At 70.3% G+C, this 13,016-nt stretch carries 9 protein-coding genes and 3 pseudogenes; 8 read left to right on the plus strand and 4 right to left on the minus strand.

The genetic code is table 11. The annotated features are described in order from the left end of the window. Positions 1-350 precede the first annotated feature (350 nt). Positions 351-815, minus strand: a complete 465-nt coding sequence (locus E0500_RS10155; RefSeq protein WP_131569746.1) for a hypothetical protein — start codon at positions 813-815, stop codon at positions 351-353. A gap of 382 nt (positions 816-1,197) precedes the next feature. On the opposite strand from E0500_RS10155, the gene E0500_RS10160 reads away from it, so the two are divergent. The 3 genes and pseudogenes from E0500_RS10160 to E0500_RS10170 all read left to right on the plus strand — a co-directional run. After that, positions 1,198-1,749: a DUF3455 domain-containing protein gene (locus E0500_RS10160; RefSeq protein WP_131569748.1), complete on the plus strand. Its 552-nt coding sequence runs from the start codon at positions 1,198-1,200 to the stop codon at positions 1,747-1,749. Positions 1,750-2,018: 269 nt separating this feature from the next. Next, a complete protein-coding gene (locus E0500_RS10165; protein WP_131569750.1) occupies positions 2,019-3,341 on the plus strand; it encodes a PP2C family protein-serine/threonine phosphatase in 1,323 nt (440 codons plus the stop codon). Between the two features lie 139 nt (positions 3,342-3,480). Beyond that, a pseudogene (locus E0500_RS10170) lies at positions 3,481-3,672 on the plus strand (hypothetical protein); the annotation flags it as partial. 8 nt (positions 3,673-3,680) lie between these two features. Here the strand turns inward: E0500_RS10170 and E0500_RS10175 are convergent. After that, on the minus strand, positions 3,681-5,309 hold the full coding sequence (locus tag E0500_RS10175) for a transposase (protein ID WP_181586937.1): 1,629 nt from the start codon (positions 5,307-5,309) through the stop codon (positions 3,681-3,683). Between the two features lie 202 nt (positions 5,310-5,511). Here E0500_RS10175 and E0500_RS43680 point away from each other — a divergent pair. Further along, a pseudogene (locus E0500_RS43680) lies at positions 5,512-5,649 on the plus strand (ATPase); the annotation flags it as partial. 139 nt (positions 5,650-5,788) lie between these two features. Here E0500_RS43680 and rpsN read toward each other — a convergent pair. After that, a complete protein-coding gene (rpsN, locus tag E0500_RS10180) occupies positions 5,789-6,094 on the minus strand; it encodes a 30S ribosomal protein S14 (protein WP_131569751.1) in 306 nt (101 codons plus the stop codon). 363 nt (positions 6,095-6,457) lie between these two features. On the opposite strand from rpsN, the gene E0500_RS10185 reads away from it, so the two are divergent. From E0500_RS10185 to E0500_RS10200, 4 genes are all read left to right on the plus strand, one after another. Continuing rightward, entirely contained in the window at positions 6,458-7,924 is a 1,467-nt protein-coding gene (locus E0500_RS10185; RefSeq protein WP_131569753.1) for a Y4yA family PLP-dependent enzyme, read from the plus strand. Further along, positions 7,921-9,240: a pyridoxal-phosphate dependent enzyme gene (locus tag E0500_RS10190; protein ID WP_131569755.1), complete on the plus strand. Its 1,320-nt coding sequence runs from the start codon at positions 7,921-7,923 to the stop codon at positions 9,238-9,240. The genes E0500_RS10185 and E0500_RS10190 overlap by 4 nt, the downstream gene beginning before the upstream one ends. A gap of 50 nt (positions 9,241-9,290) precedes the next feature. After that, positions 9,291-10,499 (plus strand): aminotransferase class V-fold PLP-dependent enzyme, encoded by a 1,209-nt coding sequence (locus E0500_RS10195; RefSeq protein WP_399120181.1) that lies wholly within the window; start codon positions 9,291-9,293, stop codon positions 10,497-10,499. Between the two features lie 122 nt (positions 10,500-10,621). After that, positions 10,622-11,386 carry a trans-aconitate 2-methyltransferase gene (locus E0500_RS10200; RefSeq protein ID WP_131569757.1) on the plus strand — a complete coding sequence of 255 codons (765 nt, stop codon included), beginning with the start codon at positions 10,622-10,624 and terminating at the stop codon, positions 11,384-11,386. A gap of 39 nt (positions 11,387-11,425) precedes the next feature. Here E0500_RS10200 and E0500_RS10205 read toward each other — a convergent pair. Then, positions 11,426-12,993 (minus strand): annotated as a pseudogene (locus E0500_RS10205) (helix-turn-helix domain-containing protein). Between the last annotated feature and the right edge of the window lie 23 nt (positions 12,994-13,016).

The following is a 13,016-nucleotide window of genomic DNA, read 5'->3' on the forward strand; positions in this document are numbered from 1 at the left end:
CCACGTCTGCCGTACCTTGCGCCAAGGTCCTGCCCCTTGCGGTGAACGCGAAATGAGCTTTTCCGCCCGGCGTAAAGTTCTCACCGTCAACTCCCCGTGAGGTGGCATGCTTACCGGGGGTGTCGTTGCCCGCGTCAACGTCTATGATCCGAGGAGAAGGTCGAGTGGACATGTTCGATCCTTTGCATCGCCTCACGGCTCCATGATCTGAATCCGAGAGATGGAACCCCCTATTTCCAATGTGTACCAACTCTGATGGCGCTGCAATGCGGGCGTAGCCGTCGCCTTTACCGTCACCGCTGACAGCCGGAATGCGTGGCTCGACCGCCCCTCGGAGGCCTGCAGCCGCCTCAAAGATGTCGCTTGGCCGACCTGACGAGTCGGCTGATGTCGTCGCGGGTCCGAACTCTGCGCTGGTCGAGCTCGCTTCTGGTCTCCGTCTTGGACAGTGCTGTGATGTCGGCGAGTACGGTCTCCGCGGCCTGGCCCAGCGTGTCGTCATCCGTGAGCATCTGCACCCGGAACAGTGCCTCCTGCGCGTTGGAGCGCAAATCGTATGCGCGGACCCGGACGGCGTCGGGGTCTTCGGGCGGTGGTTCCTCGTGCTCGCAGAACCACAGGTGCACCAAGCAGCGGCGGTAGTTGAGCAGCGCGCCCGCGTAGGCGGAGTAGGCGTCGAGCCGTTCCTGCCGGAGCCTCTCGCGGCGGGTGAACTCGTGGCTTCTGTCGGTGGTGCGCTGCTGAACCGCCAGTGTGATGCCCGAGCCGAGCAGGGTCCCGAGGACGGCTATGGCACTGGCGATGATGGTCTCCACGTCCCAAGCTGATCACGAGACCCGAGATGTGCGTGGGGCAGGCCCGACTCGGCTGTCCCGTACCGCGCCGCAGGAGCGATGGGCCCGGACACTCTGCTCCGAACCGGGCCCCCGAAGGACAGGGCCCTCGCCGGCATCCTGCCGACGGAGCTCCGGCAGAGAAGCGGGTGAAGTGCCCCAAGGCCAGCGGCAATTGGGGATGGAGTGGTGCCGATCGACCTGTGAGGAACGTGGTGCGCGCTCCCCGAGCAACCAAGACGGTGTCCGAACACTCTCTGTCAGTGCCCGCCGGTTGCCGGAAAGGGCTACGCCGTGAGGCTCAGCGCTACTCGGGGCTGACTCCCGGCAAGGTCATTCAGAAATCTCTTGGAGACACCCCCCCATGAAGCTCACCAAGCGTCTCGTCCTCACCACCACGGCTCTCGCCGCCGTGACCACCGGTGCCCTCCTGAGCGCGACGGTCGGCCAGGCCGCGGCCTCGCAGCCCGCCCGCACCGCCGTCGACGCTCCCGCCGCGCTGAAGGTCCCCGACGGCAACCGGCTCACCGGCGTCCTCTCGGCCGAGGGTGTCCAGACCTACACCTGCACCGACGGCGCCTGGAAGCTGCTGGAGCCCGCCGCCACCCTCTGGGCCAAGAACGACCACTCCCGTCGCACTGTCGCCCTCCACTCCCGCGGCCCCGTCTGGGTGTCCACGGTGGACGGCAGCGCCGTCAACGCCTCCGCCGTCGCCACGTCCCCCAAGACCGGCACCATCCCCGAACTCCTCCTGCAGTCCACCGCCACGCGCGGCGCCGGGGTCTTCGGCGACGTCTCCTACATCCAGCGCCTCGACACCCGCGGCGGCGTCGCCCCCACCACGGCCTGCACCGGCACCGACCAGATCAGCGTCCCCTACTCCGCCACCTACGCCTTCTACAAGCCCGCCAAGTGATGCGGTAACACGTACCCGCCAACAGCAGGGGGCCCCTCCGGACGATCGTGAGGGCCCCTGCCCTGGTTCGTGCCGCTACGCGGAAGAACGCGACGTGGCCCGACCTCGTAAATGCCGAGGTCGCCACTTACGACGACGGGCCGGGACCACGGAAGCGCGGCGGCAGCCGCCTCATGACCCCTCACGACCCGTGCCCGGATGCGGCGGCTCCCAGGACTCGTACATTGAGAGGTGGGGATCCCAGGGGGCCGGGATGGCGGGCAGCAGCCATGCAGACATCGAGAGCCGTACAAGCATCGAGAGCCATACAGACATCGGGAATCGCGTCGAGAACCCCGTCGCGGATCGACTACGCGGCACTCTTTGCCGCCACGCCGAGCCCCTATCTCGTCCTCGGCCCGGATCTGGTGATCGTCGACGTCAATGACGCGTACCTGCAGGCGACCCGGCGTACCCGGGAGGACCTGGTCGGGACGTACGTCTTCGACGCCTTCCCCGACAACCCGGCGGACCCCCACGCGGACGGGGTGAGCAACCTCAGTGCCTCCCTGCACCGGGTCCTGGCCACCGGGGAACGTGACGCGATGGCGCTGCAGAAGTACGACATCCCCGTCGTGGACCGGCCGGGTGCCTTCGAGGAGCGCTGGTGGTCACCCGTCAACACCCCGGTCAGCGCCCCCGACGGGACCGTCTCCTGGATCATTCACCGGGTCGAGGACGTGACGGAGTTCGTCCACGCCCGCCGCTCGCGCCGGGACGAGGAGCACGACGAGGTGTGGACCTCCGGGAGCAAGGTGGAATGGGCGGCCCTTGAGGGGGAGCTGTACTCCCGGGCCCAGGAGTTGCAGCGCCTCAACGAGGAGCTGCGCCGGGCCCACGCCCGCGAGCGCCAGGTCGCCCTCACCCTGCAAGAGGCGATGCTGACCTCCCCGGACCTGGTCCGCCACCCCGACATCGCGGTGCGTTATCTGCCCGCCGTGGGTTCGCTCAACGTGTGCGGCGACTGGTACGACGTGATCGACCTGCCCGACGGCTCTGTCGCGGTGTCGGTCGGCGATGTCGTCGGCCACGGCCTGGAGGCCGCTGCCGTCATGGGCATGCTCCGCAGCGCGCTGGGCGCCGCGACCCGTACCGTCGACGGACCCGCCCAGGCCCTGGAGGTGCTGTGCCGGTACGCCCTCTGTGTGGACGGGGCGCTCACCACCACCGCCGTCAATGCGGTGATCCACAAGGGCGAACACCTGATCGCCTACAGCAGCGCCGGACACCCGCCCCCGGTCCTGCTGCACGCCGACGGCACCTGTGACCTCCTCGACCAGGCCACCGACCCGCCTCTCGGCGCGCACGCCGAACACGTTCCCCGGGTCGAGGCGCACGTGCCCTACGCCGTGGGCGACACCCTCGTCCTCTACAGCGACGGGCTCATCGAGCGCCGGGGCGAGGACATCGACGCGGGCCTGCACCGTCTGTGTGACGCCGTCTCCCACATTGCCCGGCTCAGCCCGGAGCACCTCGCCGACGCGCTGCTGCTCCGCTTCGGGGTCAGCGGCGGCGCGCGTGACGACATCGCGCTGATCGCCGTCCGGCTTTAGCTGAACCTGCGTCGTACTCCAGTGAGGACGCGCCCTCCAGGAGATCTCCCCGGAGCGGCAATGCCGTGGTGATGACGTGAAAGTTTCGTGCTTGACCGGCGCATGCCGGGGCAGGTGTCCCGGCATGCGCCACGCACATATGCCAGCCTTCATCCCCGGACTCGAGCTCTCCCGCCGCTTCTACACCGAGGCCGTACGCCCTCTGCTGGAGGAAGTGGCCCCCGCGACCCCCCATTCCGCAGCCCGCATCGGCAGCGGCTCCGAAGTCCTCGGCTACGACACCGCACGCTCCACCGACCACGAATGGGGCCCGCGCCTCCAGCTCTTCCTCCACCGTTCCTAAAGACTGAGCGGGAGTGAGTCCTGGTGCCAGAACTCATGCTCAGCCGGACGCCCCGAACGGTGTTGGGTGTCCTGGTCTCCCGCGTTCGCTCCGCGTCCGGCGCGCACGGATCGTGTCCGTGGTCCGGGAATGCGGGGGCGGGATCCCTCACGCCCCGGGGTGCCCGGTCGGGCCTGGACGGTCCGATGCCCCACACAATCACTCCGGTCGTGTGGGGGCGGTGCCGTCCGTCGCCGGATCGGGTGTCCCAGGGCGCGCCTGCCGATCGCCACGGCGGCAGCGTCGTGGCGAGTGGTGGTGCGGTTCTTGGTGGTGAGGGGCTTGTGCCAGTGCTGGGCGCCCCACTTGCTGGTGTAGGCCGGGTCGACGGCGACGATGGTGATGCCCAGTTCGGCCGCCATCGACACGAGCCGGGCCCGGAGTCTGCTGACGGGCATGCCGGAGATCAGCCTGCGGAACTTCTTCCGGCGGCCGTGCTTCTCGCGGGTCTTCTCCGCGCTGAAGTCGAGGTCCTCAATCGCGATCGCGAGGCTGTGGCGTTTGGCCCAGTGCAGCAGGCGGATCAGGGCGTGGCGGACCTGCGCGTCGCGGTGGGCCGCGGTACCGGATAGGTCATAGCCGAACCGGAGGGGCTCACCGACAGGGTTGCCGTGTGCGTCGAGATGCCAGGCGGCCAAGTGGTCGGCGTTGGTATCGACACCGACCAGCCCGCCCGTGCGGGCCGCAGCCAGGGGCACGGCCTTCACCGGGGGGATCGTCCACGACGCGGTCAGGTACCAGCGCCCGCGCAGCACATCTTCGTGAATGCGGTAGGCAACGGCTCGGTTCGCGGTGACACGGTCACGCCACTGCTCACCCCGGTGCGCGAACACCACCCGCGCGGCAAGCACGTACCGGCCCTGCGGCGCGTTCGCCAGATACGCCAAAGGTGCCGGGAGCCTGAGAGAGACCTCGCCGTCGGGGGTGACGCGGATCGTCTCGTTACCGAACCGCTTCCCGGACTCCCCGTCGGCGGCGAGGAACCGGCGCCCGGCCTGCCACCGCGTGCGCCACTGCTCCTCGGTCAGCCGCGCGGCGTCCAGGTGATGGCGAGCGTTCAGCAACTGCTTCCCACCCCGCAACACATGCACGACGCCGGCCTCACGATCGGCCCGCACCGCTTCCAGCCGGTCAGCGAGTACGTGCAGGCGACGGGTCTTGGCGAACCACTCCTGCCGGGTGCGGTAGCCACCCGGAACCTTCTTGCCGCCCCTCTCCCCCATGGGCAGGGACAGGCGGTGCGCGATGGTCCTGACCCCGGCTTCGAGGCCCTGAATGTGCGCGAGCTGACCGCGCCGGGCCAATGCCCACTGGTCATGGGTCGCCTTCGTGATCGACCCGGCCCAGCGAGAAGAAGACTCCCCCGTGAGGATGTGCTTGCGTTCGGCCCATTGGTCGGTGTCGTGGTCCAGCCCGGCCGCGCACCGTGCCTTCAGATCCCGGGAGGCGAGCGTGCCCAGATGGTCGCCGACCAGGCGCAGTACCTTCTCGTCCTCGGCCGTCAGGTGCTTGAGCCGGTCGCGGACCGCAAGCCCGGAGGGGCCGGGCACCACGAACGGCGCCGCCAACTCCCGCAGCCCACCCATCCCCTCACCTCCCGTGCCGACGTCAGCCGAAGAACCCCTCGCCCCGCCCAACGACCACCACTGGCAAAGGTCACCTATTCGAGAGAGAAACCTCTGTTCTCTTCCACGGCCTGCTCCTGCCACAGCCCGGACACTCATCCATGCGCACCAGAACGCACCCGTGCGCTGCCCACCGCCAGCAGTCCGCAACCCCTCGAACTTACCGACACGCGCCACCGTCGAACTGGCCGCGTTGCAGCACGCCGTGTTCGAGACCGTCCCTGCCGTGGACGTCTCCGACGCGATCGTGGACGCCGTATGCACGCTGCGGGACGCCCTGCGCCGCAATGAACTCGTCGCTGACCTCCTCACAACCAAAGCGCCTCGACGACGAGCGACAGCAGGAAGTCGCAGCCGCCCCGAACTCGCGGGTGGCTCGGGGAAGGCGTCTCCGCGGTTGCGATGCGGCCTCGGCGGGTGAGTGAGCGGATCGGGCGTGGTCACCAACTGCTCTTGGTCACGCCGTGGAGCTCGCCTGCGCTGGCCATCTCGCGTACGTGGATGCGAGACAGGCCGAAGGCACACAGGTGGCCGCAGGGGCGGCAGTCCATGGAGTCGCGCTCGCGCAGACGGGTGGCGCTGGCGTCACGGGGCTGGCGGTGCAGTTCCCACTGGGCGGCGTCGCGTTCGTCGTCGGACGACCGGGGAGGCATGGTGATCGCCTTCAGCTCGGCGCGGCGTGCGGCATGGCGGGCCACGATGAGGCGTCGCTGCCCATTTTTCGCGATCTTGCTCTTCTTCGCCATCAGACCTTTCCTCCCCGGGCACGGATGCGGGCCACCGCGGCCTCAATGCCGCTGGAAACAACTTCCGTACACATTCGACGACTTGCTCGACCCAGTGACCTGAACGCACACCTTCCACCGGCTCCCGATGAAAGAGAGACCGACTTCACCATGTCCCGACGCACGAGCGCCGCGCGGCAGGACACCAAGCGTCAGCGCGTCAACCCGCTGGACAGTGTCCAGAACCGTCGCCCGCCTTCTCCTCGGGAGATGCGGGCGGGGGGTAAACCGGGCATCGGCGGGAAGGGTGCTATACGGCGAACCGTGGGGAGTGGGAGGCTGTGCCCGGAATGCCGGGCCGGACGCGCTGGGGGAGGGCCGGGTATGGGCGGGCAACCCTTGTATCTCGCACCGCGGCTGGGGGAGGAGCTGCGCTCGCTCCTGGAGTCCCCCGGGCTGCTGCACAACCTCACCGACGCCTTGGGGTCTCCGCTGAACGTGGTCGTGCCCGATCAACTCGCCGCGAACGTGGAGCGGTTCCGGTCGGTGTTCGGCAGGCACCATCTGTCCGGCCAGGTGTTCTTCGCCCACAAGGCCAACCGGTCCAGCGCCCTGCTGCGGCGGCTGGCCGCCACCGACGCCGGCGTGGATGTCGCCTCGCTCGGCGAGTTGCAGCACGCCCTCGGCGCCGGGCTCACCCCGGACCGCATCACGGCCACCGGGCCGAAGGACCCGGAGTTCCTGTGGCTGGCCGCACGAACATCGGTCACCGTCGTCGTCGATGGCGTCGGCGAGCTGGAACAACTGGCCATGAACGTACGGAAGTTCACGCTTCCCCGGGTCCGTGTCCTGCTGCGGCTGTCGGGTTTCGAGGCGTCCGGGGTGCGGGTGCTGAGCCGGCCCAGCCGTTTCGGTACGCCGGCAGGGGAGGTGGAGGCGCTGCTGGAGGCGGTCGAGCGGCACGGTGACGCGGTCGACCTGACCGGCGTGGCGTATCACCTGGACACGACGAGCCTCACCGAGAAGGCGACAGCGCTGGAGGGCTGTCTGCGGGTGCTGGAGGAGTGCCGGAGCCGAGGGCTGCGGCCGTCCGCCGTGGACATCGGCGGCGGATTCGGCGTCGACTACCTTGCCGACGGCGAGCAGTGGGAGCGGTACACGACCGCGCTCACCGACGCGGTCCTCGGCACTGGCCCACCCCTGACCTGGGGCGGCCACGGCTACGGGCTGCGCAACGAGGCCGGCACCCTGCGCGGGACGCTCGGTCTCTACCCCGCCCACCGTCCCGTGGCCGGCCCGCGCTACCTGGACGAACTCCTCGCGCACCCGGCCACCTTCTTCGGCGGCCGTCCCTTGGCCGCACTGCTGCTGGAGCACCTGTACGACCTGCACGTCGAACCCGGACGCGCCCTGCTGGACCAGTGCGGACTGACCCTGGCGAAGGTGATGGAGGTCCGTCCGCAGAAGAACGGCGGCGAACTCCTCGTGCGCCTCGCGGCGAAGGCCGACGACGTGGCCCTGGAGGAACACGGGGTGCTGATGGACCCCGTTGTCGTCCCCCGGCACCCGGACCGCCCCGCCGCCGGACCGGTGGCCGTGCACCTCTTCGGCAGCCTCTGCCTGGAGACCGATCTGATCACGCGCCGGACGGTCTTCCTGCCGCGTCGTCCCGAGCCGGGCGACCTGCTGGTCTTCGCCAACACGGCCGGCTACTGCATGGACTTCCACGCCACCCGGGCCCAGGGGCAGCCCGTCGCACGCAAGATCGCCGCCTGGCAGGAGGGCGGCGCGTGGCGCTGGTGCCTGGACGACCAGTACTGGCCGACCGTATCCATGGGGGGACAACAGTGAGGTACGACAGCATCACCGAGGCCATCGGCAACACCCCCCTGGTGCGTATCGACCCCGCCGTGCACGGACTCGCACACACGGACCTGTACGCGAAGCTGGAGCTGCTCAACCCCTTCGGGTCGGTCAAGGACCGGGCGGCCTGGAACATGGCGCGCCCGCTCCTCGCCGACGCGGCCGCGCACGGAAGCCAGGTCGTCGAGCTCTCCAGCGGCAACACCGCCAAGGCCCTGGCCGTCCTCGCCGGGATGCACGGCCTGACCTTCAAGAGCGTCACCAACCGGATGCGCGTACCGGAGATCAAGGACCTGCTCCTGCTGCTCGGCGCCGAGATCGAGGAGCTGCCGGGCCAGAGCGAGTGCCTCGACCCGACCGCCACCGACGACCCGCTGACCCTCTTCCACCGGACGCTGTCCGAGCAGGACGCCGCCTATCTGCACACCGACCAGTACTTCAACCCGCGCAACACCGAGGCCCATCTCACCGGAACCGGCCCGGAGATCCTCAAGGACCTGGACGGCCGGGCCCCGGACTGGTTCATCGCCTGCGTGGGCACCGCCGGTTCCTCCACGGGCGTCGCCCGCGCGCTGCGCGAACACGATCCCGCCGTACGCGTCCTCGGGCTGGTCGCGGCCAAGTCCGACTTCATCCCCGGCATCCGCACCATCGACGAGGCACACGAGGTGGGCCTGTTCGACCCCAGTACGTACGACACGATCGAGGCGGTCGGTTCCGATGACGCGATCGAAGGGATGCTGACCCTGAACCGCCGGTGCGGCATCCTCGCGGGACCCACCGGAGGCGCCGCCTACTTCGGGGCCGTACGCCAACTGAAAGCCATGGACGGCGAGTCGTCACAGCGGCAGACCGCCGTCTTCGTCGTCTGCGACCGGGTCGAGAGCTATCTGAGCTACGTACGACAGCGACGCCCCGACCTGTTCGGCCGCCCCCGCCGCCGGAACACCCCGGCCGACCTCACCGACGCCGACATCCAGACGGCGCCCGCCATCGGTGTCACCGACGCCCAGGCGTGGATCGCCACGGGCCGGCCCCTCGTGGTCGACCTGCGCAGCCCCTTCGCCTTCGCCGCCCTGCACATCGACGGCTCGGTCAACATCGTCGACGAGCTGTTCGAGGAACTCCTCCACGGCGGTCTGCCCTTCAGCCACAACCGTCCGGTGCTGCTGGCCTGCCCGGTCGGCGAGAAATCCGCCCGCTACGCCGCGCTGCTGACCAGGATGGGTCACCCGGACGTCCGCAGCCTGGCCGGCGGCATCATCGCCTGGCGTGACGCGGGCGCACCCCTCGTCCGGGACTGAGCGCCGTGTCCACCGCTGGCGAAGACCGCGCCGCTATTGACGAGTTGGCCATGGACGAGTTGGCCATGGACGGGTTGGCCATGGACGAGCTGAGGGAGTGGCAGCACGCCCTGCGCGCCCAGTTCCCCATCATCACCGGGCACCCGGACCTGGCCTACCTGGACAGCGCGGCCACCGCCCAGAAACCGCAGGCCGTCCTCGACGCCGTACGGACCTACCTCACCACGAGCAACGCCAACGCCGGGCGCGGTACCTATCCCTGGGCCAACCGCACCACCGCCCTGGTCGAGCAGACCCGCGACCGGGTCCGCCGGTTTCTGGGAGACCCGGACCCGGAGCGGTCGGCCGTGCACTTCACCAGCGGCACCACCGAGGGACTGCGCACCATCGCCCGCGACTGGCTCCCCGGGCTCCTCACCGACGGCGACGAGATCGTCGTCCCCATGGCCGACCATCAGGCCAACATCGCCCCCTGGCTGGAGACCCGGCGGGAGCTCGCCCGTCAGGGCGTGGACGTCCGCGTCGTCCCCATGCCCTACCAGCGGGCGTCCGGCGACTACGACCACACCGTCCTCGCCGACCTCGTCGGGCCGCGCACCCGGTTCGTCGCCGCCACCCACGTCCACCACGTCTACGGCGGGAACATGAACGTCCACCGCATCCGGCAGGCGGTGGGCCCGGAGGCGGTCATCTGCCTGGACGCCGCCCAGAGCGTCGGCCACCTGCCGGTGTCGATGACCGACCTGGACGTCGACTTCGTCGTCTTCTCCGGGCACAAGGCCCTGGCCCTGCCCGGCTCGGGAGCCGTCTGGGCCCGCCAGGCACGCGGTCCCGCGTTCACCCCCGGCGGCTGGTCGGGCACCCCCAACACCGTCGGCATCGTCTCCCTGACCGCCGCGTTGGCCTGGCTGGAGGCCGCCGGTACGGACCGGATCGAACGCTGGACGACGGCCCTGGCGTCCCGCTTCACCGAGGGCCTGCGCCATCTGGACGCCTACGAGATCCTCGGCTGCCAGAGCAGCCTGGCAGCCGGCTCACCGGCCCAGCAACGCCAGGGCATCGTCACGTTCCGGCACCGCGACATCGGCTCCGGCGACCTGGGGTTCATCCTCTTCAGCCACGGCTTCATGGTCCGTTCGGACCACCACTGCCAGGGCGACGCGGGCGAGAAGAGCGAGTCGGTACGCGTGAGCCTGCACGTCTACAACACCGCCGAGGAGATCGACCGGCTGCTGGCCGTGCTCGCCACCCTCGGATGACACAACATCAAAAATACGTAATGGAAACCGTTTCCATCTATAGGCTGCCCCGGAGAAGTGCGACAGACGCACGACTGCTGACGAAGCAGCACAGACACGGAACGGCAAGGTGGCACGACCGGATGGGGCTGAGCCTGGCGACGGCCGAGAAGTGGGTGGAGCGCTGGGAACTCCAGCAGCAGCGGTACGCCGTCGACCGCGAGAACCGTTTCACAGTGATCGCCGACATCGTCGAGCACAGCACCGCGGGCCGCACGGGCCGGCCTCTGGTCGCCGACCTCGGCTGCGGCCCCGGCTCGCTGTCGGCCCGGCTGGCCCGCAGGCTGCCCCGCGCGGACATCGTGGCCGTGGACCGGGACCCCCTGCTGCTGGAGCTGGCCCGCACCCACCACGCCGACGCGGCCCGCTACGTGGACACGGTGATCGGTGAGGACGGCTGGACCCAGGCCCTGGCCCTCGACCGACCCCTGGACGTGGCCGTCTCGACGGCCGCCCTGCACTACCTGAACCCGGACGCCCTGAGCCGCGTCTACCAGCAGCTCGCGATGCTGTTGCGGCCCGGCGGTGTCCTCGTCAACGGCGACCACCTCCCGCAGGACGACGCCGCGCTCGCCGAGGTGACGGCATGCGTCGGACGCCGCCGGGCCGAGCGCCAGCAGTCCCTCGCCCACGAGGACTGGGTCTCCTGGTGGGCGGCGGTCGGCGAGGACCCCGAACTGTCCGGCCTCCTCAGCGAACGCCGCAACCGGGAGCCGGCCACCCGCACCGACAGCCCTGCCTGTCTGTCCCTGTCCGACCACGTCCACCTGCTGCGGCAGGCGGGGTTCGGACGGGCCGGTGCGGTGTGGCAGTACGGCGACAGCTACGTCGTCGTCGCGGTGCGCTGACGACGTACGCGGGGACGTTGCCGACGACGAGGGGGGCGCTCAGCCGGGAATGTCGGGGTCGTACTCATCCCGCCCCCACTCGGAGGAGCCGAGCGGATAGTTGTACGCGGGCCGTCCCACGTTCCCGCTCGTCCGGAAGGGCTTGCCGTTGTCGTCGATGCGTAGGGTGCCCTGCCGGTCACCGCTGGACCAGTCCAGCTCCAGGTACCAGCTCACGTTGTGCGTCCGCGCGTCCGCGAAGACGTAGAAGACCTCGGGATCGGACTCACTCACCTTGTACGGGAAGTCGCGCTGACCGGCCTTGGGGGAGAGCGCGGGCCGCCCGGCATCGAGGTTCACCCCGAATGACGTCGTCTCCACGCCGCCACCACACCCGACGCCCATCGTGAAGTCGTTCCAGGCGAGTGGCGCGCTCTTCTCCACCACCCGCACATGCATTTCCTCCAGGACGACGGTGGCCTTCCCGGTGCCCTGCACCGTCAGCGCGAGCATCTGCTGCCCGGCGGCGACCCCGCCCAGCGCGGTGACCCACCCGCGCGCGTCCGGCTCGCCGGGCGGCGGAGGCACCTGCTCGGGCTGCCGGTCGACCAGGTAGTGCTGGCTGCACGGGTTTTCCCACTTGTACGGGTTGACGGCGACGGTGGGCGCGGTGGCCCCGTCCTCGAAACCGCCGCCCTGGGCCGCCCCGCCCCCACCGCTCCGGGAGGCGGAGGCGGAAGCCGAGGGGCTTCCCTTGCGCGAGGCGGACGGAGAGGTGGACGGCGAGGAGGAACTGCCCTTCGCGTCGGCCGACTCGGAGGCGCCGGGACTTCCGGCGACGGACCGGGAGGCAGCCACCCCCATGGACTCCTTCCCGCCCTCTTCGTCATCACCCTGGCCGGACACCAGATTCACCACGAGCGCGGCCGACACGAGGGCGGCGACCACGGCGGCTCCGGCGAGGACGACGGTACGGCGCCGCGCCACGGGAGCCTCCGTCCGGGGCCGCCGCTCACCCTCGGGACCGGACTCGGCCACCGCATCGGGCTCCGCGGTCTCGTTCCCGGCCCCCGCCGCCTCGTCCCTGGCCCCCGCCGCCTCGTTCCTGGCCCCCGCCGTCTCGGTCGCGGCCCCAGCCTCTGTTGCCCCGGACGCAGTCCCCGCTGCCCCGGACCCGGCCTCCGCTGCCCCGGACCCGGCCTCCGCTGCCCCGGACCCGGCCTCCGCTGCCCCGGACCCGGCCTCCGCTGCCCCGGACCCGGCCTCCGCTGCCCCGGACCCGGCCTCCGCCGCCCCGGCCTCAGCCCCCGCTGCCCTGCCCCCGGCCTCCGCCGCTGTCCGCGCCCGGGGTTCCTCCTCCGCAGCGGCCCTGCCCCCGCCCGACTTCTCCCCCGCCGGGCATCCGCGAGAACCCACCGCCGATGCAGTTCCACGAGTTCCTCGGGGGTTGCCTTGCACACCCGCGCGAACCGTTCCACGGGCGCGTAGTCCGTCGGTACGGCGTCCCCGTTGACGTACCGGTGAAGCGTGGACGCACTCGTGTGCAGCCGCTTCCCCAGCACCCCGTAACTGAGCCCGGACCGCTCCTTCAACCGGCCCAACAGCTCCGAGAATTCGTCTCCCGCCACTGTTCCGCTCTCTCTCCATGTCC

Source organism: Streptomyces sp. KM273126 (assembly GCF_004337435.2).
GTDB lineage: Bacteria > Actinomycetota > Actinomycetes > Streptomycetales > Streptomycetaceae > Streptomyces > Streptomyces acidicola.

What these genes read in the sequence shown, in the direction of transcription:
- E0500_RS10160 (WP_131569748.1), top strand. Translation starts at nt 1,198, where the DNA reads ATGAAGCTCACCAAGCGTCTCGTCCTCACCACCACGGCTCTCGCCGCC.
- E0500_RS10165 (WP_131569750.1), top strand. Translation starts at nt 2,019, where the DNA reads ATGCAGACATCGAGAGCCGTACAAGCATCGAGAGCCATACAGACATCG.
- E0500_RS10175 (WP_181586937.1), bottom strand. Translation starts at nt 5,309, where the DNA reads ATGGGTGGGCTGCGGGAGTTGGCGGCGCCGTTCGTGGTGCCCGGCCCC.
- rpsN (WP_131569751.1), bottom strand. Translation starts at nt 6,094, where the DNA reads ATGGCGAAGAAGAGCAAGATCGCGAAAAATGGGCAGCGACGCCTCATC.
- E0500_RS10185 (WP_131569753.1), top strand. Translation starts at nt 6,458, where the DNA reads ATGGGCGGGCAACCCTTGTATCTCGCACCGCGGCTGGGGGAGGAGCTG.
- E0500_RS10195 (WP_399120181.1), top strand. Translation starts at nt 9,291, where the DNA reads ATGGACGAGTTGGCCATGGACGGGTTGGCCATGGACGAGCTGAGGGAG.
- E0500_RS10200 (WP_131569757.1), top strand. Translation starts at nt 10,622, where the DNA reads ATGGGGCTGAGCCTGGCGACGGCCGAGAAGTGGGTGGAGCGCTGGGAA.